Below are 20,321 nucleotides of genomic sequence, written 5' to 3'. Positions count from 1 at the left end.
CGCCGCGGCGACCGCGACGCCGTCGTATCGAACCAATATCGAACACGGCTCGTGCGAACCAATTTTTTGCATCCGTGTTAGCGGAGCACACAACACCATGCCTAAGAAACGTACTACTCCCAATCGCAACGTGCAGATCGCCGATCAGATCCAGCGCGACCTGGCTGAGCTGCTGCGCGAGGTCAAGGATCCGCGCATCGGCATCGTCACATTTCAGAGCGTCGAGCTGACGCCCGACTACGCGCACGCAAAGGTCTACTTCACGACGCTGACGGGCGACCCGCAGCAAACGCTCGAAGCGCTGACGCACGCTGCCGGCCATCTGCGCAATCTGCTGTTCAAGCGCCTGCATATCCACACGGTGCCGACGCTGCATTTCCACTACGACAAGACGATCGAGCGCGCCGTGGAGATGTCGCGTCTGATCGACGAGGCAAATTCCACGCGCGCGAAAGACGACTGAGCGTCTGCCATGCCGTGGCGTTCCATGTAGCGCGCGGCGCCGTTTTTCGCATTTCCCGAACGCTCTGCCTCCCTCGACATGACCGCACCTCAACGCCCCCGCGTGCCGCGTCGCGCGCTCGATGGCGTGCTGCTGCTCGACAAGCCGCTCGGCCTGTCGAGCAACGACGCGCTGATTCGCGCGAAACGTCTTTATCTGGCGAAAAAGGCGGGCCACACCGGCACGCTCGATCCGCTGGCAACTGGCCTGCTGCCGCTGTGTTTCGGCGAGGCCACCAAGTTTTCGCAAGACTTGCTCGAAGCCGACAAGACCTACGAGGCGACGATGCGCCTCGGTATCCGCACGACCACCGGCGACGCCGAAGGCGAGGCGTTCGACATCCGCGCCGTCGACTGCGACGAAGCGGCGGTGCGGGCGGCTTTGCCGAAATTCATCGGCGAGATCGTTCAGATTCCGCCGATGTACTCGGCGCTCAAGCGCGATGGCAAGCCGCTGTACCAATACGCGCGCGCCGGCCAGACGGTCGAACGGGAAGGGCGGCAGGTGACGATTCGCGCGCTCGAGCTGATTGCGTGCGCGTTGCCGGATGTGACGTTTCGCGTGACGTGCAGCAAGGGCACCTATGTGCGCACGCTTGCCGAGGATATCGGCGAAGCGCTCGGCTGCGGCGCACATCTGGTCGCGCTGCGGCGCACGGGCGTCGGCGCGCTGACGCTCGAGCATTCGGTCACGCTCGACGCGTTGTCCTACGCGACCGAACTCGAACGCGACGCATGGCTGCAACCGGTCGACGCGCTGCTGTCCACGTTCCCGCAGGTCTGTCTGAACGACGATGACACGCGCCGCTTCCTTCACGGCCAGCGCCTGAAGCTGTCGTCGCTGACGATCGCCGCCGACGCGGTGAATGCCCCGCGCGTGAGAGTGTACTCGGCGCAGGGGCGGCTTCTGGGGGTCGCGAAGCCGGGCGAAGGCGTGCTCGCACCCGACCGTCTGATCGTGACGACGGAGAGCTAGAGGTCGCCGTTTTGCCAGCCCGGCGCGGACAATAAAAAAAAACGGGATCGCCATCGAGCGATCCCGTTTTGATCATGCCCTCCGGTGGAGCGGTGTCGAACTAAAGCAACACCACAAACACCCCCCTCAATGCGCCGTGGCCGCCGCCGCTCCCGCATCGCCGCCTGCCCGTTCCGGCCGCGTGATCCAGATCAGCGCGATCAGCGCGACAAAAATACCGGCCGAAATGAAGAACAGATCGTTTACGCCGAGCTGCGCGGCCTGCTGCGTGACCATGGTGTTGAAGAGACCATAGGTCTGCTGCTGATCCAGGCCCGCCGCGCCCATCTGATGAATCGATTGACCGAACGCTGGGTTGTAAGCATTCGCCTGTTCGGTCAGTTGCGCGTGATGCATGATCGTGCGGTGATCCCAGGCGGTCTGGAAGATCGACGTGCCGATACCGCCGCACATGATCCGCACGAAGTTCGACAGCCCCGAGGCCGCCGGAATCCGATGGCCCGGCAAGCCCGACAGCGTGATCGACACGAGCGGAATAAAGAAGCCGGCCATACCGATACCTTGAATCAGCGTGGGCAGCATCAGCGAGTACGTATCGACGCCCGTCGTATAACGCGAGCGCATCCAGAAACACAGCGCGAAAATCAGGAACGACAGCGTCGCGATATAGCGCGGATCGGTACGCGGCAGCACCTTGCCGGTCAGAGGCGACAACAGGATCGCGAACACACCGACGGGTGCCATCACGAGTCCGGCTTCTGTCGCCGTGTAGCCGATATCGGTCTGGAGCCACAGCGGCAACAGCACGAGATTGCCGAAGTAAAGCCCATAGCCGATCGACAGCGCGATCGTGCCGCCGGTGAAATTGCGCCGGCTGAACAGCGACAGATCAACCACCGGATGCTCGGCCGTCAACTCCCACACGATAAAAAACGCGAGCGCGATCACCGCGAGGAGCGCGAGCACGACGACCGTCGTCGACGAGAACCAGTCGAGGTCCTTGCCCTTGTCGAGCATCACCTGAAGCGAGCCGACCCAGACGATCAGAAGACCGAGGCCGACGCCGTCGATTGGCGCCTTCCTGATGACCGAATCGCGGTTACGGAAGATCATCCACGTCGCGGCGGCCGCGACCGCGCCGACGGGAATGTTGACGTAGAAGATCCACGGCCACGAGATGTTGTCGGAAATCCAGCCGCCGAGGATCGGACCGGCAACCGGTGCGATCAGCGTGGTCATCGCCCACATCGATAGCGCCATCGGCGCTTTCGCGCGCGGATAGCTCGCGAGCAGCAGCGTCTGCGACAGCGGGATCATTGGGCCGGCCACCGCGCCTTGCAGCACGCGCGACGCAAGCAGGAACGGCAGGTTCGGCGACAGCCCGCACATCCATGACGACAGCACGAACAGCACGATCGACGCCATGAACAGCCGCACCTGGCCGATGCGGTCGGTGAGCCAGCCGGTCAGCGGCACCGAGATCGCGTTGGCCACCGCGAACGACGTAATCACCCACGTGCCCTGGTCGGACGATACGCCGAGGTCGCCGGCAATCGACGGGATCGACACGTTCGCGATCGACGTGTCGAGCACGTTCATGAACACGGCGAGCGACACCGCGATGGTGCCGATCACCAGTTGCGCGCCCTCGAGCGGCGGGTGAGGGACCTGCGCCTGAGCCTGAGCCTGAGCCATTAAAAGAGCCTTCCATGAATCATCGGGCGGACCCTCAGCTCTTATGGGCCGCCGGTTTCGCGGCGGCCGCGGCGCTCGCCGCGGTCGACTTCTGCGCGCCGCCGTTCGCGTTCGTGCCGGCGTTTTCCGAGATGATGCGCGCGATTTCCGCATCGGCTTCAGCGCCGTACTTGTCGAAGACGTTGGTCTGGTAAACCGTGGACGGCGCCTGACCGAGCTGGCCGCCGGTGTCGTCCTTGATGTTCACGTCAGCTTGCATCGACAGACCGATACGCAGCGGATGCTTCTCCAGCTCCTGCGGATCGAGCGAAATACGCACCGGCAGACGCTGCACGACCTTGATCCAGTTGCCGGTCGCGTTCTGCGCGGGCAGCAGCGAGAACGCCGAACCCGTGCCGGCCGAGAAGCCGACCACCTTGCCGTGATACGGCACCGACGAGCCGTAGACGTCGGCCGTCAGTTCGACCGGCTGGCCGATGCGCATGTGCTTCAGTTGCACTTCCTTGAAGTTCGCCTCGACCCACACGTCATGCAGCGGCACGATCGCCATCAGCGGCGAGCCGGGCGATACGCGCTGGCCGACCTGCACGGAGCGTTTTGCGACATAGCCTGTGACCGGCGCCGGTAGAGTATTGCGAGCGTGGTTCAGGTATGCGTCGCGCAGCTTCGCGGCGGCGGCCTGCACGTTCGGGTGATCGGCGATCGTGGTGTTCGCGGTCAGCGCGCGGTTTGCCGCGAGTTGCTGTTTGGCGGCGTCGAGCGCGGCTTGCGCGCTCTTCACGGAGTCGCGTGCGTGCGAAATTTCTTCCAGCGATACCGCGCCGGTTTGCGCGACCGTCATACGGCGCTTCAGGTCGTCCTGGGCGCGCGACAGATCGGCCTGGCTCGCCGCGACCCGCGCTTCGTACTGGCTGTCGTCGGCGAACAGACCGCGCACCTGGCGCACCACCTGCGCAAGATTGGCCTCGGCCTGTTCGAGTGCGACGCGCGCGTCGGCCGGGTCGAGCACGACGAGCGGGTCGCCGGCCTTGACGACCTGGGTGTCGTCCGCGTTGACCGCGATCACGGTGCCCGTGACCTGCGGGGTGATCTGCACGACGTTGCCGCTCACGTAGGCATCGTCGGTGTCTTCATGGAAGCGCGCGACGAGGAAGTAGTACAGGCCGTACGCGACCGCGGCAATCAGGATCACGATGACGAGCAGCGTCATCATGCGCTTGCGTTTGCCGTTGTTCGCCGCTTGCGGTGGAGTGGCGGGCTGCTGGGGGGTGCTCATTGATGTGCTCCGGGTTCTTTTGAACGTCGTCGTTTATTCGGGTGTTCGTGTGTATGCGTGTGCGTCGGCGCGGGCGGGCTCGCTCAGTTCGCGGCGGTGCTCGTGGCGTGGTTCGCGGCGTTGGCCGATGCGGGAGCATCGGTCGGCACGACGAGACCGGTCTGGGTTGCGTCGAAGCCGCCGCCCAGTGCCTTGATCAGACCGATCTGCAGACTGCGGCGGCGCATCTGCAGACCCGTGACCGTCTGCTCCGCGGCAAGGCGGTTTTCGTCGGCGGTGAGCACCTGCAGCTGCGGCGACAGGCCGGCCTTGTAGCGGATTACGGCGAGCTGGTACGCCTTGCTCGACGCGTCGAGCGCGCGCTGGGCGTCACCCTCCTGGCGGTCGATCGAGCGGATCGACGACACCTGCGTCGAGACGTCCTGCAGCGCGTTGATCAGCGTCTGGTTGTAGTTCGCGACGTCGCCCTCGAAGTCGGCGTAGCGGCCCTTCAACTGCGCGCGCAACGCGCCGGCGTCGAAGATCGGCAGATGGATCGCCGGGCCGAACTGGATCTGACGGCTCGACGCGGTCAGGAAACGGCCCCAGCCGAACGCGTCGAAGCCGAAGCCGGCCGCGAGATTCACGTCCGGGTAGAACTCGGCTTTCGCTTCCTTCACGTCATGCATCGCGGCTTCGACCTGCCAGCGCGCGGCGACGATGTCCGCGCGACGCGCCACGAGGTCGGCCGGGATGTTGTCCGGCAGAGCGACCACGTCGCCGCCGGTGAGCACCGGCTTGTCGATCTGCAGGCCACGGTCCGGGCCTTTGCCGAGCAGCGCGCCCAACTGGTAGCGCACGACGGTGATCTGGCCGTCGAGGTCGGTCAGGTTCGACTGGCTCGTCGCGACGTTGCCGGCGGCGGTCTGCTTCTCGACGTTGGTGTCGAGGCCGGCCGTCACGCGGTCATTCGTGATACGGCCGACGTCCTGGCGGTTCGCGATTTCACGCGCGGCGATGTCGCGAAACGCATACAGCTGCGAGAGCTGGTTGTAGGTGCTCGCGACCGACGCGGCGAGCGTCACGCGCGCCTGCTGCATATCGGCCTCGGCGGCTTTCTGCTGCGACACGGCCTGGCCGAGCCGCTGACGGTTCTTGCCCCACAGGTCGAGATCCCACGACGCGCTCGCGAGCACGTTGTTCTCGCTATACCAGGTGCCGCCGAACGGAGGCGGGTAAAGGGAGTTTGCCGAGTACAGCTCGCGGGTCCATGAATAGCTCGCGCTGACCTTCGGGAACAGCGCTGCGCGCGAGCTTTCGATATACGAGGAAGCCTTTGCGAGCCGCGCTTGCGCCTGGGCGATCGACGGGCTGCCCTCGAGCGCTTCCGCGATCAGCTTCGGCAGTTGCGGGTCGCCGAACTGGTTGGCCCAGTCGAGCGATGGCCACTGGCCGCCCTCGTTGGGCAGACTTTGCGTCGACTCGTACTGCGTCGGCGACGCGATCTGCTTGTCGCTTTTGACGCCGAAGTAGTTCGCGCACCCCGTGAGGACGAGCGCCGTCACCGCTGCGGCGACAGCGGCCCGGCTCGACAGCGCGGGCGCGGACAGGGAAAGGGATTTCATCGCTCGACTCTTCTTTGAGTGGAATGTATTGATGGACGCAGCAAGCAAGCTATTACGATTTGCTATCGGGATGGCTTGCGGCGTCGCGGGAAAGTCCCGTGTGTTCGCCGGAATTGACGAGCACGCGACGCAGCATGCTCTTCAGGAAGCCCACTTCTTCCGGGGTGAACCCGTTCAGCAGGTTATCGAGCACGCCATTGAAAATAGCCGGCATGCGAGCCGCGATCGCATGGCCTTCCGGCGTCAACGCGAGGCGCACGACGCGCCGGTCTTCATTACTGCGCACCCGCGTGAGCAGGCCGCGCTTTTCGAGCCGGTCGATCAGGCGCGTGACGGCGCTTGCGTCGATTCCGTATTCACGCGCCAACTCAGCCGCGAGCAGGCATTTGCCGCTCGCCACCATGAACAGGATGCTGCCTTGCTGGCTGGTGATGCCGAGTTCGGCCATGCTGCGCTGTGTGATGAGGTTTGATAGCGTCGATCTCACCCGTGAGATGAGATAGCCGACGCTTTCGCCGAGCTGGTACTCGCTGAGATCCGGCGTGGATTCGTTGGACGGCTCCGTCATGATTCTCGTGCGAATGCAATGGTTGACTAGGCATTAGTATAGCTGGCTGTTGATTGACGCGACAAGCGTTAATACAGCTTAGGCAAGGATGATTTCGCGCTCAAGCAACAAACCGTACGGAATGACGTAGGGCGGGGCAAGGCGCGATTCGCGCAACTCGCGCAAGCGCGGAGAGCGGACGGTCTATCGGGGAATACCAGAAAAGGATCATCCGTGCGTGCTATAATTTTGGGTTCCCAAAAGTGCGCTTTGGGCTTGTTGTCGTGGTTTGGCTCCTCAACCAGCAGCATAAGCAAGCGGCGCACTCAACCGTCTTCAGGTTTCCTATGACCCGCGCCCTACGCAACATCGCCATCATTGCTCACGTCGACCACGGCAAGACCACGCTCGTCGACCAGCTCCTCCGTCAGACCGCCACGTTCCGCGAGAACCAGCAGATCGCCGAGCGCGTGATGGACTCGAACGACATCGAAAAAGAGCGCGGCATCACGATCCTGTCGAAGAACTGCGCGGTGGAGTACGAGGGCACGCACATCAATATCGTCGACACGCCGGGGCACGCCGACTTCGGCGGCGAAGTGGAGCGCGTGCTGTCGATGGTCGATTCGGTGCTGCTGCTCGTTGACGCGGTGGAAGGCCCGATGCCGCAAACCCGCTTCGTCACGAAGAAGGCGCTCGCACTGGGTTTGAAGCCGATCGTCGTGGTCAACAAGGTCGACCGTCCGGGCGCGCGGATCGACTGGGTGATCAATCAGACCTTCGACCTGTTCGACAAGCTCGGCGCCAGCGAAGAGCAGCTCGATTTTCCGATCGTCTACGCATCGGGCCTGAACGGCTACGCGGGTCTCACGCCTGATGTACGCGACGGCGACATGCGTCCTTTGTTCGAGGCAATCCTGCAGCACGTGCCGGTGCGCCCGGCCGACCCGGAAGGTCCGCTGCAACTGCAAATCACGTCGCTCGACTACTCGTCGTACGTTGGTCGTATCGGCATTGGCCGTATCACGCGCGGCCGCATCAAGCCGGGCATGGCCGTCGCGGTGCGATCGGGCCCGGAAGGCGAAATCCTCAATCGCAAGATCAACCAGGTGCTGTCGTTCAAGGGTCTCGATCGCGTGCAGGTCGACTCGGCCGAGGCGGGCGACATCGTGCTGATCAACGGTATCGAGGAGGTGGGCATCGGCGTGACGATCTGCTCGCCGGAACAGCCGGAAGCGCTGCCGATGATCACCGTCGACGAACCCACGCTGACGATGAACTTCCTCGTCAACTCGTCGCCGCTCGCGGGCCGTGAAGGCAAGTTCGTCACGAGCCGCCAGATTCGCGACCGCCTGATGAAGGAACTGAATCACAACGTCGCGCTGCGCGTGCGCGATACCGGCGACGAAACGACGTTCGAAGTGGCCGGCCGCGGTGAGCTGCACCTGACCATTCTGGTCGAAAACATGCGCCGCGAAGGCTACGAGCTGGCCGTGTCGCGTCCGCGCGTCGTGATGCAGGAAATCGACGGCGAGAAGCACGAGCCGTACGAAAATCTGACCGTCGACATGGAAGACCCCCACCAGGGCGGCGTGATGGAAGAACTTGGCCGCCGCAAGGGCGAAATGCTCGACATGGCATCGGACGGCCGGGGCCGCACGCGTCTCGAGTACCGTATTTCGGCGCGTGGTCTGATCGGCTTCCAGTCGGAATTCCTCACACTCACGCGCGGTACGGGTCTGATGAGCCACACGTTCGATTCTTACCAGCCGGTCAAGGAAGGCGCGGTCGGCGAACGTCGCAACGGCGTGCTGATCTCGCAGGACGACGGCGCGGCAGTCGCGTACGCACTGTGGAAGCTGCAGGACCGCGGCCGCATGTTCGTGGCGCCGGGAGAAGCGCTGTATGAAGGCATGATCATCGGCATCCACAGCCGCGACAACGATCTCGTCGTGAACCCGATCAAGGGCAAGCAGCTTACCAACGTGCGCGCGTCTGGCACCGACGAAGCCGTGCGTCTCGTGCCGCCGGTTCAGCTGTCGCTCGAATACGCGGTCGAGTTCATCGACGACGACGAGCTGGTCGAAGTCACGCCAAAGTCGATCCGTCTGCGCAAGCGCTACCTGAAGGAACACGAGCGCCGCAGCGCGAGCCGCAACAAGGTTGCCGGCGAATAAGCCGGACTCGAATATCCGTCTGGATAGCAGGAAGCGGAAGCCACCTTCGGGTGGCTTCCTTGTTTTTGGCGCATCAAAACGTTTGGCGCTGCATCATGCCTGCCACTTTCCGGGGCGGCACACATGTAGACACCCATCGCGCCGTTCGCCTTCATTTCTCACAGAACACTGTTGCGCGCTGTGAAAAGGCACCCCGTCACCCGCGAAACGCCCGCCATCACAGGCTTTGCGCCTGTGCCGTTCGCTATCTGGACTATTCGTTCTGTGCTATGCTCCCGGGTGCAAAGTTTTAGGTCCTTCCAAGCAAGACTTGATTCGCGCAATCCGCTAAACGGTCAGGCCGTGTCGCGGAAGGTTCGGTAACCCGCTATTTCTCGAGAAACTCGAAGAAAGGTGAGCGTAAAAATGATGAAGCAATTCCAGTCGAACTCTTATCTGTTCGGCGGCAATGCTCCGTACGTTGAAGAAATGTACGAAGCGTATCTCGATAATCCGGCGTCAGTGCCCGAGACCTGGCGCAGCTATTTCGATGCGTTGCAGAACGTGCCCGCATCGGACGGCAGCAACGCCAACGACGTGGCCCATGGCCCGATCGTCGAATCGTTTGCCCAGCGCGCCAAGGCCAATGCCTTCCTGCCGCGCGCAACGGCCGGCGGCGAAGATCTCGCAACCGCCCGCAAACAGGTTTACGTCCAGTCCCTCATCGGCGCATATCGCTTCCTCGGCTCGCAATGGGCCAATCTCGATCCTCTGAAGCGCCGCGAGCGTCCCGCGATCCCCGAACTTGAACCCGCGTTCTACGACTTCACCGAAGCCGACATGGACCAGGAGTTCAGCGCAACGAATCTGTACTTCGGGTTCGAGCGCGCGACGCTGCGCGAGATCGTCAAAGCCCTGCGCGACACGTACTGCGGCACGATCGGCGTCGAGTACATGTACATCAGCGATCCGGAGCAGAAGCGCTGGTGGAAGGAACGCCTCGAATCGATCCGTTCGACGCCGAGCTTCAACAACGACAAGAAGAAGCACATCCTGAATCGCCTGACGGCCGCCGAAGGCCTCGAGCGTTTCCTGCACACCAAGTACGTCGGCCAGAAGCGCTTCTCGCTCGAAGGCGGCGAGAGCTTCATCGCGGCGATGGACGAAGTCGTGCGTCACGGCGGTCTGCGCGGCGTTCAGGAAATCGTCATCGCGATGGCTCACCGTGGCCGTTTGAACGTGCTGGTCAATACGCTCGGCAAGATGCCGGCAGACCTGTTCGCCGAATTCGAAGGCAAGCACGTCGATGATCTGCCGGCTGGCGACGTGAAGTACCACAAGGGCTTCTCGTCGGACGTCGCGACGGAAGGCGGCCCGGTTCACCTGTCGCTCGCGTTCAACCCGTCGCACCTCGAAATCGTCAACCCGGTGGTCGAGGGCTCGGCGAAGGCGCGTATGGACCGTCGCGGCGACGAAAACGGCGTTCAGGTGCTGCCGGTGCAGATCCACGGCGACGCGGCTTTTGCCGGCCAGGGCGTCGTGATGGAAACGCTGAACCTCGCGCAAACGCGCGGTTATGGCACGCACGGCACGCTGCACATCGTCATCAACAACCAGATCGGCTTCACGACGTCGGACCCGCGCGACTCGCGCTCCACGTTGTACTGCTCGGACGTCGTCAAGATGATCGAAGCGCCGGTGCTGCACGTGAACGGTGACGATCCCGAAGCGGTCGTGCTGGCCACCCAGATGGCGATCGACTTCCGCATGCAGTTCCACAAGGACGTCGTCGTCGACATCGTCTGCTTCCGCAAGCTAGGCCACAACGAGCAGGACACCCCGGCGGTCACGCAGCCGCTGATGTACAAGACGATTTCGAAGCACCCCGGCACGCGTGCGTTGTACGCGGAAAAGCTCGTTCAGCAGGGCGTCATCAAGGCCGAGGATGGCGAGGAATTCGTCAAGGCTTATCGCAGGGCGATGGACGAGGGCCACCACACGGTCGACCCGGTGCTCTCGAACTACAAGAGCAAGTACGCGGTGGACTGGGTGCCGTTCCTGAACCGCAAGTGGACCGACGCGGCCGACACGGCCGTGCCGCTCGCGGAACTGAAGCGCCTCGCCGAACGCATTACCACGATTCCGGAAAACTTCAAGGTTCACCCGCTCGTCGAGCGCGTGATCAACGACCGTCGCGCCATGGGCCGCGGCGAAGCGAAGCTCGACTGGGGCATGGGCGAGCACCTCGCGTTCGCGTCGCTGGTCGCATCCGGTTATGCCGTGCGCCTGACCGGTCAGGATTCGGGCCGCGGCACGTTCACGCACCGTCACGCAGTGCTGCACGACCAGAACCGCGAGCGCTGGAACGACGGCACCTACGTGCCGCTGCAGAACATCGCCGAAGGTCAGGCGAAGTTCACGGTGATCGACTCGGTGCTGTCGGAAGAAGCGGTGCTCGGCTTCGAATACGGTTACTCGACCGCTGAACCGAACACGTTCGTCGCGTGGGAAGCGCAGTTCGGCGACTTCGTGAATGGCGCGCAAGTCGTGATCGACCAGTTCATCTCGTCGGGCGAAGTGAAGTGGGGCCGCGTGTCGGGCCTGACCATGCTGCTGCCGCACGGCTACGAAGGCCAGGGTCCGGAGCACTCGTCGGCGCGTATCGAGCGTTTCCTGCAACTGTGCGCAGACCACAACATGCAGGTCGTTCAGCCGACCACGCCGGCGCAGGTCTTCCACCTGCTGCGTCGCCAGATGATCCGCCTGTTCCGCAAGCCGCTGATCGTCGCGACGCCGAAGTCGTTGCTGCGTCACAAGGAAGCCGTGTCGGATCTGTCGGAACTCGCGAAGGGTTCGTTCCAGCCGGTCATCGGCGAAGTGGACGAAACCATCGACGCGAAGAAGGTCAAGCGCGTGCTGGCCTGCTCGGGCCGCGTGTACTACGACCTGGTCGCGCATCGCCGCGAAGCGAAGGTGAACGACATCGCGATCATCCGTATCGAACAGCTCTATCCGTTCGCGCACAAGCAGTTCGAAGCGGAAATGAAGAAGTACGACAACGCAACCGAAGTGGTGTGGGTGCAGGACGAGCCGCAGAATCAGGGCCCGTGGTTCTACATCGAGCACCATCTGAAGGAAGGCATGAAGGAAGGGCAGAAGCTGGCGTACAGCGGCCGTCCGGCTTCGGCTTCGCCTGCAGTCGGCTACTACGCGAAGCACTACGAGCAGCAGAAGGCGCTGATCGAAGGCGCTTTCGGCCGTCTCAAGAGCGCGTCGATCGCTAAATAAAGAAACAGACGAGCCGGGAAAGCGCAGTGCGCTTTCCCGCGCCGCGCCGAACGTTTCCCATGAGGTTCAGGCGCGGCGTTCACGGTTCGCAGGCGGTCGTGAAGAAGCGCCGTCACCCGATACGTATTCAGGATACTCATAATGGCTATTGTTGAAGTCAAGGTTCCCCAGCTTTCCGAGTCGGTCTCGGAGGCAACCATGCTGCAGTGGAAGAAGAAGCCCGGCGAGGCTGTCGCTCAGGACGAAATCCTCATCGAAATCGAGACCGACAAGGTCGTGCTCGAAGTGCCGGCACCGGCAGCAGGCGTGCTCGCGCAAGTCATTTCGAACGACGGCGACACGGTCACGGCTGAGCAGGTAATCGCGAAGATCGACACGGAAGGCACCGCAGGCGCCGCCGCTGTCGAAGCCGAAGTGAAGCCGGCTCCGGTCGCTGCCGCGGCTCCCGCACCGGCGGCTCAGGCCGCTGTCGCAACGGGGTCGAACACCGCTGCCTCGCCGGCTGCCGGCAAGCTGATGGCAGAGAAGGGTCTGGCTGCGGGCGACGTCGCCGGCACCGGCCGCGACGGCCGTATCACGAAGGGCGACGTGCTCGTCGCCGGCCAGGCTGCTCCGGCTGCCAAGGCTGCACCGGCTCCGGCTGCCGCACCGAAGGCTGCGAAGCCGTCGCTGCCGGACGTCAAGGCCCCGGCATCGGCCGATCAATGGCTGAAGGACCGTCCGGAACAGCGCGTGCCGATGTCGCGTCTGCGTGCTCGTATCGCCGAGCGTCTGCTCGAGTCGCAGCAAACCAACGCCATCCTCACGACGTTCAACGAAGTGAACATGGCGCCGGTCATGGAGCTGCGCAACAAGTACAAGGACAAGTTCGAGAAGGAACACGGCGTGAAGCTCGGCTTCATGTCGTTCTTCGTGAAGGCGGCTGTTCACGCGCTGAAGAAGTTCCCGCTCGTGAACGCGTCGATCGACGGTAACGACATCGTCTACCACGGCTACTTCGACATCGGTATCGCTGTCGGTTCGCCGCGCGGTCTGGTGGTGCCGATCCTGCGCAATGCAGATCAGCTGAGCCTCGCCGACATCGAGAAGAAGATCGCCGAATTTGGCCAGAAGGCGAAGGACGGCAAGCTGTCCATCGAAGAAATGACCGGCGGTACGTTCTCGATCTCGAACGGCGGCGTGTTCGGCTCGATGCTGTCCACCCCGATCATCAACCCGCCGCAGTCCGCGATTCTCGGCGTGCACGCCACCAAGGAACGCGCAGTGGTCGAAAACGGCCAGATCGTGATCCGCCCGATGAACTACCTCGCGCTGTCGTACGACCACCGTATCATCGACGGCCGCGAAGCAGTGCTGTCGCTGGTCGCGATGAAGGATGCGCTGGAAGATCCGGCTCGCCTGCTGCTCGACCTGTAAGCGCACGTTCCACCGACGCCGGCCCGTGGTTTGCGCGGGCCGGCGTCATCCGTAGCACGTCTTTAGCATTTCGCAGTACAGGAACGGCGCGCGCCACCTCGGGTGGCCCGGCGCCGTTCCGCCATCAAAGGGATTGTCATGTCCAAAGAATTTGACGTCGTCGTGATCGGCGCAGGCCCTGGCGGTTATATCGCCGCCATCCGCGCAGCGCAGCTCGGCAAGACCGTCGCATGTATCGAAAAGTGGAAGAACCCGGCCGGCACGCTGAAGCTCGGCGGCACCTGCCTGAACGTCGGCTGCATTCCGTCGAAGGCATTGCTCGCTTCGTCGGAAGAGTTCGAGAACGCGTCGCATCACCTTGCCGACCACGGCATCTCGGTGGAAAACGTTTCGGTCGATATCTCGAAGATGATGGGCCGCAAGGACGGCATCGTCGAGAAGATGACCAAGGGCATCGAATTCCTGTTCCGCAAGAACAAGATCACGTGGCTCAAGGGCCATGGCAAGTTCACCGGCAAGACGGACGCCGGCGTGCAGATCGAAGTGAGCGGCGAAGGCGAAGATGGTGCAAGCAGCGAAGTCGTCACGGCGAAGAACGTGATCATCGCAACGGGTTCGAAGGCGCGTCATTTGCCGGGCATTCCGGTCGACAACAAGCTGATCGCCGACAACGAAGGCGCACTCTCGTTCGACACGGCACCGAAGAAGCTCGCCGTGATCGGCGCAGGCGTGATCGGTCTGGAACTCGGCTCGGTGTGGCGCCGCCTCGGCGCGGACGTGACCGTGCTCGAAGCGCTGCCGGAATTCCTCGGCGTGGCTGACCAGGCGCTGTCGAAGGAAGCGGCCAAGCAGTTCAAGAAGCAAGGTCTCGACATCCACGTCGGCGTGAAGGTCGGCGAAGTGAAGACGAGCGCGAACGGCGTGACGATCGCCTACACGGACAAGGACGGCAACGCGCAGACGCTCGAAGCCGACCGCCTGGTCGTGTCGGTCGGCCGCGTGCCGAACACCGACAACCTCGGCCTCGAAGCGATCGGCCTGAAGGCCAACGAGCGCGGCTTCATCGACGTGGACGACCACTGCGCGACGGCCGTGCCGAACGTGTACGCGATCGGTGACGTGGTGCGTGGCCCGATGCTCGCGCACAAGGCTGAGGACGAAGGCGTGCTGGTTGCCGAAGTGATCGACGGTCAGAAGCCGCACATCGACTACAACTGCATTCCGTGGGTGATCTACACCGAACCGGAAATCGCATGGGTCGGCAAGACGGAGCAGCAACTGAAGGCGGAAGGCCGCGAGATCAAGACCGGCCAGTTCCCGTTCATGGCTAACGGCCGCGCGCTCGGCATCAACAAGGCGGACGGTTTCGTCAAGATGATCGCCGACGCGAAGACCGACGAACTGCTCGGCGTGCACATCATCTCGGCGAACGCATCGGACCTGATCGCGGAAGCCGTGGTGGCGATGGAGTTCAAGGCGGCGTCGGAAGACATCGGCCGTATTTGCCATCCGCACCCGTCGCTGTCGGAAGTCATGCGCGAAGCGGCACTCGCCGTCGACAAGCGCGCGCTGAACATGTAAGCACGCACGCCTGACCGAAACGCAACCTTGGCATCACCAAAGGCGGGCGGGGTTCAATCCCTCCCGCCTTTCTTTTTGCAGCAATACGATGAACGTCACCGAATACTACGAAAAAGAACTGCAGACGCGCGGTTATCAATCCGATCCGGCGCAGCGCGCGGCGGTCGACCGCCTGCAGCGGTGCTATGAAGAGTGGGTCGCATACAAGTCGCGCCGCTCGAACGCGTTCAGGAAGCTGATCATTCACCCCGATCTGCCGCGCGGCGTGTACATGTGGGGCGGCGTGGGCCGCGGCAAGAGCTTCCTGATGGACAGCTTCTACATGATCGTGCCGTTGCATCGCAAAACCCGTCTGCACTTCCACGAGTTCATGCGCGAAGTGCATCGCGAGCTTGAAGAACTCAAAGGCCGGGCCGATCCGCTCGACGAACTCGCGCGCCGCATTGCGAAGCGCTATCGGCTGATCTGTTTCGACGAATTCCACGTCTCGGATATCGCCGACGCAATGATCCTGTATCGCCTGCTCGACAAGCTGTTCGAGAACGGCGTGCAGTTCGTGATGACGTCAAACTACGCGCCCGACACGCTGTACCCGGACGGCCTGCATCGCGACCGCATGCTGCCCGCGATCGAACTGATCAAGCAGAAGCTCGACGTGATCAACGTCGATGCGGGGATCGATTATCGCCAGCGCACGCTCGCGCAGGTGGAGGTCTATCACACGCCACTGGACGCCGCCGCCGGCAAGGCGCTGCGCGACGCCTTCGCGCGCCTCGCCGCGGTGCCCGACGAAAGCCCGCTGCTGCATATCGAGAAGCGCGAGCTGAAGGCGCTGCGCCGCGCGGACGGCGTGGTCTGGTTCAACTTCGCGACGCTGTGCGGGGGCCCGCGCTCGCAGAACGACTACCTCGAACTCGCGACCCGCTTTCACGCGGTGATCCTGTCGGACGTGCCGCAGATGTCGGTGCGCATGGCGTCGGAAGCGCGCCGCTTCACGTGGCTCATCGACGTGTTCTACGACTACAAGGTCAAGCTGTTGATGTCGGCTGCGGTGCCACCGGAGCAGTTGTACGTCGACGGTCCGATGGCTAATGAATTCACGCGTACGGTGTCGCGCATCGTCGAGATGCAGTCGAAGGAGTATCTCGACACGCCGCGCCGGATCGTCGACACGTCCCTAACCTGAGCTACCGCGCACGACACATTTTCAGGTTTCGGAGTGGTCTGATATTCCGCGCACGGATGACTGGCTATCTTTTGTCGTTGTTCTGACAAAGGAGGAAGCATGAACCCGTATCGCGAAATCACCGATGAAGAATGGCAGCGCGTTGCGCCACTGCTGCCCGAACTCCGGCCGCGTACCGAAATGCGTGGCCGTCCACTTGCCGATACCCGCTCGGTGCTCAACGGCGTGCTTTGGGTCATGTATAGCGGCGCCACCTGGTCCAAAATGCCGCGCCGCTACCCGCCATATCAGACCTGTCATCGCCGCTTCAAGTCGTGGTACGAATCGGGCGTGCTCAAGCACGTCACGGAGCAACTGCTCGACACCGCGAGCGAAGATTTCTGCAGATTGATGGAAGCGCGTATGCGCACGCACGCGAGCGTGCAGCACAAGCGCGCCGCGTCCAAGCGCGTGCCCGCGGCGTTTCGTGTTCCGGCCGCCGTATACGATCCGGTACCGGCCACGTCGGTGCCGGCGTCGCCGATCGCTTACGCTGCACCGCTCAAGCAGGCAGCATGACCATCGCAAACAGCTTGCCCCAATGAAAACGGCCGCGCGATTCTTGATCGCCGGCCGTTTTTTATGTCGCACCTCCGGGTGCCGAGCGCGCATCGTTGCAGCATCATGCGCACATTCAGGCGACGTGTTTGGCGCCACGCATGCGCCGCACGTCGACCCTCATTGCTGCCGTATCCACGTTTGCGAGCGGCCAAGCAGCGCGACCCCAATGTAGCCACGCACCACGAGCTTGTTGCCGCCGTCCTCGAGATGCATCTTGCATTTGTAGACCTTGCCGTTTTCAGGATCGAGAATCTGGCCGTGATCCCACGCGTCGCCATCCTTCTTCATGCTGTTGATGATGGTCATGCCGAGGACCGGTTGATCCTTGCGCGCGTCGGTGCATTCGGTGCAACGGCGATCCGGCTGGTCGTTCGCGCCGAGACCCTTGATAACCTTGCCGTTCAGTTCGCCATTGCTGTCTTGTGCGATCTGCACGAGCGCCTTCGGCTGGCCCGTGTGATCGTCGATGGTTTGCCACGTGCCGATCGGTGTATCGGTCTGCGCCATCGCGGTCACGGCGCTGGCGAGCAGGGCGCCGGCGAGCGCGGCGTGACGGGCGGTGCGCAGCGCAAGCGCGCCGGCACGTCGAGTGAATTGCGTCATTGCCTTCCTCCTTGATATGAGACGGCGCGATCATGGTCGCGCGGCGTTATGGGCATCGTGGTCGGATGTGCGTTACCGGCCCTCGCGATGCGCAACGGTGCCAGCGGTGTGCCGTTTGCATCGTCAGCGCAGAATACGCGAAAGTGCATGCGTCGTTTGATAGTGGAGCTTCTAATCCGCTCGCGGCACTTCTGAAGCGTGTCAATTCAGCTGGTAGCAGAACCTCGCGTTGATGCGCGGACTGTGCGATGCGCTCTCCACCGGCGCATCACCGACCGCTTTTCCGACGGACACATCGAGGCTGTCGCAGTGCGCATATGTGAAGCCGAGCGTGATCGGCCGGTTGGCCTCGACCGTTGCGCCCCAGCCGGAATCGCCCGACGCATCGCCCGGCTCATGGCATGTCCTCGCCGACGAGCGGTGTGAAGCGTGGCGCGACTTCGTCGAACGAAATCGACTTCCCGCCGTCGACCTGCACGGTCAGGTTCGGACCGCGGTGGGGCGCCTCGATCAGCGGCAGGGAATCGAACGGATCGTCGTCTACCGCCGCGCCGGTGAGGCGGGACTACGCTTGTGCCTGTTATAGAAGCAAACGCGCAAGTACCATATTTTCGACGAAGAGCCCGAAACCCGCCAAAGTGAGTAATAATTCCCCGTTTTCTACTAAAACAAAATCTGTTCAACAGGTATCACATGGACCGAAAGTCGAAGCTACGAGAGATTGCTCTGGCCGCATGCATCGTATTGGGGGCCCTTCAGGGCGCGAATGCACAGGCTCTGCAGAACAGTGGTGCGAGCGATACGGTCGTGTCCCAGCCGGGTACGACGAGTGCGTTGCCCGACACCTCGCAGGCCGGCCAGGCGGAAACCACTGCACTGACGCCGGATGAAAACCGGCAATCCGCCACCGGGAACGTGGCTGAATTGCAGCAGATGATCCACGGCCCGGATCTGAGCGAATTGCGCACCACGTATAACGGCAGCTATGGCGCGAGCCTGCTGTTCTACGGCAAGGAGATGACCTACTACGTCGCGCTGTTCCAGCAGAAAAACTTCTGGCGCGTGATCAAGTCGCAGGACGCCGCGCGCGCGGAGCTGATCTACAAGGATTTCGCGCGGCAGACGATGCAACTGTCGGACATCGAGATCCGCCGTACGCAACTCGAAGCGCAGAAGGCGTTCACGCAGCGCATGGTCGCGCTGTCGCAGGAACGCGCGAGCCGGCTGCAGGCCGACCTCGACGTCGCGCGTCAGCAGCAAAGCATCGTCGCGAGCCAGCAGGAGCAGAAGCGCGCCGAGGCGACCGAACTGGCGCAGCAGAAGGCCGCCGCGCAGGATCAGTTGCGCGTCGCGCAGCGCCAGGTGCGCGACCTGCAGCGTCAGCTCAATAGCGGCTTGCCGATGCATTGAGCACGACGTGGCGGGACGGCGCGGAAATCGGTGCGCCGTCCGGCTCGTTCGCGGGCGTTACCGTGGTTATATTTGATCGGTGCTTTCCGCACCCCGCCAGCCCGCGCATCGCACTTTTACCGCCGGGCTTTCCGGCATTTGCACTCGGCATTTTTCGCGAGCCCTGACGGCTCGTTGCCGCGTCGTTGTGCGCCGCCGTCGTACGACGCAAGACGGCGCGACTTCAATGCCGCTTGCGCGTATCCGCTTGCGTTTTGCGCATCCGTTCGCGAGGCGGCTGCGTCACGTCGACGGCGATCGGATCGCTGGCGGGAAAGCTTTCCATCAGCGCTTCGTCGAGCCGCGTATCGGCGGACGTCGGGGGCGTCCGGCGCGTGCGCGCCGGTCGGGAGGCATGCTGGTTTTTGCTGGTCATGGCGTGCTCCATCGGTAGAGGGTCGATCATTCAGCATAGCGCATCGCGGCTATCGGCGAACGACCGCCAGATGGCGCAGGCGCGTCGTTTAAAGCCGGCCGGCATCGATTCGTTCTCCGAGTGTCCCGGCCGCGCCTGAGCCGCGAACGACACCTCCATCGATCCATCACACAGCGAACCAGATGAACGGGAAAAAGCCGGCGGGCTCGCGACGAGTGCTCGCAGCCCACGTCGTGGAAGCCGGACTGGAACACCTGGATTGGGAGACCCGGCAACCGGCGCTGCACCTGTTCGACGCCGGCTACTGGCGGCGCCGCGTGCTGGCGGTCAAGGGGAGATTCGAGCTGACCGAGCGTCAGCTGACCCAACTGGAGAAAATTCTGCGGCGCCTCGGTCCGTCCACGGAGTAGCGAGGCGCGGCCGCTACAGCTTCTTCGTATTTATTCCTGATTGCCGCCGGGGCTGCCGCCGCCGTGGTTGCCGCCATGATTGCCGCTTTCGCCGCCGTTGCCGAACAGACGCCGCCGCCGCGTGACGACCACCGGACCTTCGGAGTTGCCGCTGCGCTCGCTCGGCGCGCGTTCCGCCGACGGCGTGCCGTACGATTCACGCCCTTCGCGCGGCTCGCGATGTTCGCGCGAACCATGCGGACCGCGCGCGCCATGTTCGCCATGCGACGTTCGGCCGGTGCGCGGCGCGGGCCGCGTGCCGGTGTCGAGCTGGATCGTGGAGATCGCGCGCTTGTAGATGCCTTGCAGGCCAACCGGCGTGCGCAGCATCACCAGGTACTGATCGAACGACTCGATGCATCCGGTCAGGCGGATGCCGTTGACCAGATATATTTCGACGCGCTTTCGTTCCTTGCGCGCAGCGTTCATGAAGTCGTTTTGCGGATGCGATTCTGCGGAAGCCATGGACAATTCAGGTTAGGTAGACGGTGGTTCGCCGCGATTTTACCCTTTCTACCCTATGCGGGGGCAGAACGCGTCGACGGGGGCGAACTTTGTCCACTATAACGACTTGTGAGCACATAAGCATCCGATAACGCGGGACTGTAACGTTGAGTT

General features: G+C 63.2%; 17 protein-coding genes and 1 pseudogene. 10 read left to right on the top strand and 8 right to left on the bottom strand.

Annotated features, from left to right (window positions below):
- The first annotated feature begins 97 nt into the window (after positions 1-97).
- A complete protein-coding gene (rbfA, locus tag OKW38_RS11975) occupies positions 98-463 on the top strand; it encodes a 30S ribosome-binding factor RbfA (RefSeq protein WP_008922231.1) in 366 nt (121 codons plus the stop codon).
- Between the two features lie 78 nt (positions 464-541).
- Positions 542-1,477, top strand: a complete 936-nt coding sequence (gene truB / locus OKW38_RS11970; protein ID WP_429361626.1) for a tRNA pseudouridine(55) synthase TruB — start codon at positions 542-544, stop codon at positions 1,475-1,477.
- Positions 1,478-1,603: 126 nt separating this feature from the next.
- Here truB and OKW38_RS11965 read toward each other — a convergent pair whose 3' ends face one another.
- The 4 genes from OKW38_RS11965 to OKW38_RS11950 all read right to left on the bottom strand — a co-directional run bounded on the left by OKW38_RS11965 (position 1,604) and on the right by OKW38_RS11950 (position 6,620).
- Positions 1,604-3,172, bottom strand: a complete 1,569-nt coding sequence (locus OKW38_RS11965) for a DHA2 family efflux MFS transporter permease subunit (protein WP_429361624.1) — start codon at positions 3,170-3,172, stop codon at positions 1,604-1,606.
- A gap of 34 nt (positions 3,173-3,206) precedes the next feature.
- Positions 3,207-4,448, bottom strand: a complete 1,242-nt coding sequence (locus OKW38_RS11960) for an EmrA/EmrK family multidrug efflux transporter periplasmic adaptor subunit (protein WP_090804128.1) — start codon at positions 4,446-4,448, stop codon at positions 3,207-3,209.
- Positions 4,449-4,531: 83 nt separating this feature from the next.
- Positions 4,532-6,052, bottom strand: a complete 1,521-nt coding sequence (locus OKW38_RS11955; RefSeq protein ID WP_429361622.1) for an efflux transporter outer membrane subunit — start codon at positions 6,050-6,052, stop codon at positions 4,532-4,534.
- A gap of 52 nt (positions 6,053-6,104) precedes the next feature.
- Positions 6,105-6,620, bottom strand: coding sequence for a MarR family winged helix-turn-helix transcriptional regulator (locus OKW38_RS11950; protein ID WP_090804131.1), 516 nt, complete (start codon positions 6,618-6,620; stop codon positions 6,105-6,107).
- A gap of 326 nt (positions 6,621-6,946) precedes the next feature.
- Between OKW38_RS11950 and typA the strand changes: the two genes are divergently transcribed.
- The 6 genes from typA to OKW38_RS11920 all read left to right on the top strand — a co-directional run bounded on the left by typA (position 6,947) and on the right by OKW38_RS11920 (position 16,784).
- Complete coding sequence (gene typA, locus OKW38_RS11945) at positions 6,947-8,776, top strand: translational GTPase TypA (RefSeq protein ID WP_090804133.1); 1,830 nt, start codon at positions 6,947-6,949, stop codon at positions 8,774-8,776.
- Between the two features lie 405 nt (positions 8,777-9,181).
- Positions 9,182-12,043 (top strand): 2-oxoglutarate dehydrogenase E1 component, encoded by a 2,862-nt coding sequence (locus OKW38_RS11940; protein WP_429361620.1) that lies wholly within the window; start codon positions 9,182-9,184, stop codon positions 12,041-12,043.
- A 141-nt stretch (positions 12,044-12,184) separates the two neighbouring features.
- Positions 12,185-13,459, top strand: a complete 1,275-nt coding sequence (odhB, locus tag OKW38_RS11935; protein WP_184029896.1) for a 2-oxoglutarate dehydrogenase complex dihydrolipoyllysine-residue succinyltransferase — start codon at positions 12,185-12,187, stop codon at positions 13,457-13,459.
- A 138-nt stretch (positions 13,460-13,597) separates the two neighbouring features.
- A complete protein-coding gene (lpdA, locus tag OKW38_RS11930; protein WP_090804138.1) occupies positions 13,598-15,040 on the top strand; it encodes a dihydrolipoyl dehydrogenase in 1,443 nt (480 codons plus the stop codon).
- An 88-nt stretch (positions 15,041-15,128) separates the two neighbouring features.
- Complete coding sequence (zapE, locus tag OKW38_RS11925) at positions 15,129-16,226, top strand: cell division protein ZapE (protein ID WP_429361618.1); 1,098 nt, start codon at positions 15,129-15,131, stop codon at positions 16,224-16,226.
- Positions 16,227-16,325: 99 nt separating this feature from the next.
- Positions 16,326-16,784, top strand: coding sequence for a transposase (locus OKW38_RS11920; RefSeq protein WP_429336246.1), 459 nt, complete (start codon positions 16,326-16,328; stop codon positions 16,782-16,784).
- Between the two features lie 159 nt (positions 16,785-16,943).
- Here OKW38_RS11920 and OKW38_RS11915 read toward each other — a convergent pair whose 3' ends face one another.
- Together OKW38_RS11915 and OKW38_RS11910 are read right to left on the bottom strand one after the other, a co-directional pair.
- The gene (locus OKW38_RS11915; protein ID WP_090804143.1) at positions 16,944-17,429 is read right to left on the bottom strand and encodes a DUF2147 domain-containing protein; all 486 of its coding nucleotides are present in this window, start codon (positions 17,427-17,429) and stop codon (positions 16,944-16,946) included.
- 201 nt (positions 17,430-17,630) lie between these two features.
- A pseudogene (locus tag OKW38_RS11910) lies at positions 17,631-17,828 on the bottom strand (ShlB/FhaC/HecB family hemolysin secretion/activation protein); the annotation flags it as partial.
- 294 nt (positions 17,829-18,122) lie between these two features.
- On the opposite strand from OKW38_RS11910, the gene OKW38_RS11905 reads away from it, so the two are divergent.
- Positions 18,123-18,839, top strand: a complete 717-nt coding sequence (locus OKW38_RS11905) for a DUF2968 domain-containing protein (RefSeq protein ID WP_429361616.1) — start codon at positions 18,123-18,125, stop codon at positions 18,837-18,839.
- A 223-nt stretch (positions 18,840-19,062) separates the two neighbouring features.
- On the opposite strand, the gene OKW38_RS11900 is transcribed toward OKW38_RS11905, so the two are convergent.
- Positions 19,063-19,254 (bottom strand): hypothetical protein, encoded by a 192-nt coding sequence (locus OKW38_RS11900; RefSeq protein ID WP_090805694.1) that lies wholly within the window; start codon positions 19,252-19,254, stop codon positions 19,063-19,065.
- A 182-nt stretch (positions 19,255-19,436) separates the two neighbouring features.
- On the opposite strand from OKW38_RS11900, the gene OKW38_RS11895 reads away from it, so the two are divergent.
- Positions 19,437-19,664 carry a hypothetical protein gene (locus OKW38_RS11895; RefSeq protein ID WP_429361614.1) on the top strand — a complete coding sequence of 76 codons (228 nt, stop codon included), beginning with the start codon at positions 19,437-19,439 and terminating at the stop codon, positions 19,662-19,664.
- A 30-nt stretch (positions 19,665-19,694) separates the two neighbouring features.
- Here OKW38_RS11895 and hfq read toward each other — a convergent pair whose 3' ends face one another.
- Positions 19,695-20,168 (bottom strand): RNA chaperone Hfq, encoded by a 474-nt coding sequence (hfq, locus tag OKW38_RS11890; RefSeq protein WP_090804149.1) that lies wholly within the window; start codon positions 20,166-20,168, stop codon positions 19,695-19,697.
- Positions 20,169-20,321 lie beyond the last annotated feature (153 nt).

The sequence above is a fragment of the Paraburkholderia sp. MM5496-R1 genome (assembly GCF_050436205.1).
Classification (GTDB): domain Bacteria; phylum Pseudomonadota; class Gammaproteobacteria; order Burkholderiales; family Burkholderiaceae; genus Paraburkholderia; species Paraburkholderia tuberum.
Note: the sequence above shows the minus strand (reverse complement) of the source record. Positions and strands in the feature narration are given on the sequence as shown.

Bases quoted from the DNA above. Each gene is read 5' to 3' on its own strand.
- rbfA (WP_008922231.1), top strand. From the start codon at position 98: ATGCCTAAGAAACGTACTACTCCCAATCGCAACGTGCAGATCGCCGAT.
- truB (WP_429361626.1), top strand. From the start codon at position 542: ATGACCGCACCTCAACGCCCCCGCGTGCCGCGTCGCGCGCTCGATGGC.
- OKW38_RS11965 (WP_429361624.1), bottom strand. From the start codon at position 3,172: ATGGCTCAGGCTCAGGCTCAGGCGCAGGTCCCTCACCCGCCGCTCGAG.
- OKW38_RS11960 (WP_090804128.1), bottom strand. From the start codon at position 4,448: ATGAGCACCCCCCAGCAGCCCGCCACTCCACCGCAAGCGGCGAACAAC.
- OKW38_RS11955 (WP_429361622.1), bottom strand. From the start codon at position 6,052: ATGAAATCCCTTTCCCTGTCCGCGCCCGCGCTGTCGAGCCGGGCCGCT.
- OKW38_RS11950 (WP_090804131.1), bottom strand. From the start codon at position 6,620: ATGACGGAGCCGTCCAACGAATCCACGCCGGATCTCAGCGAGTACCAG.
- typA (WP_090804133.1), top strand. From the start codon at position 6,947: ATGACCCGCGCCCTACGCAACATCGCCATCATTGCTCACGTCGACCAC.
- OKW38_RS11940 (WP_429361620.1), top strand. From the start codon at position 9,182: ATGATGAAGCAATTCCAGTCGAACTCTTATCTGTTCGGCGGCAATGCT.
- odhB (WP_184029896.1), top strand. From the start codon at position 12,185: ATGGCTATTGTTGAAGTCAAGGTTCCCCAGCTTTCCGAGTCGGTCTCG.
- lpdA (WP_090804138.1), top strand. From the start codon at position 13,598: ATGTCCAAAGAATTTGACGTCGTCGTGATCGGCGCAGGCCCTGGCGGT.
- zapE (WP_429361618.1), top strand. From the start codon at position 15,129: ATGAACGTCACCGAATACTACGAAAAAGAACTGCAGACGCGCGGTTAT.
- OKW38_RS11920 (WP_429336246.1), top strand. From the start codon at position 16,326: ATGAACCCGTATCGCGAAATCACCGATGAAGAATGGCAGCGCGTTGCG.
- OKW38_RS11915 (WP_090804143.1), bottom strand. From the start codon at position 17,429: ATGACGCAATTCACTCGACGTGCCGGCGCGCTTGCGCTGCGCACCGCC.
- OKW38_RS11905 (WP_429361616.1), top strand. From the start codon at position 18,123: ATGGACCGAAAGTCGAAGCTACGAGAGATTGCTCTGGCCGCATGCATC.
- OKW38_RS11900 (WP_090805694.1), bottom strand. From the start codon at position 19,254: ATGACCAGCAAAAACCAGCATGCCTCCCGACCGGCGCGCACGCGCCGG.
- OKW38_RS11895 (WP_429361614.1), top strand. From the start codon at position 19,437: ATGAACGGGAAAAAGCCGGCGGGCTCGCGACGAGTGCTCGCAGCCCAC.
- hfq (WP_090804149.1), bottom strand. From the start codon at position 20,168: ATGGCTTCCGCAGAATCGCATCCGCAAAACGACTTCATGAACGCTGCG.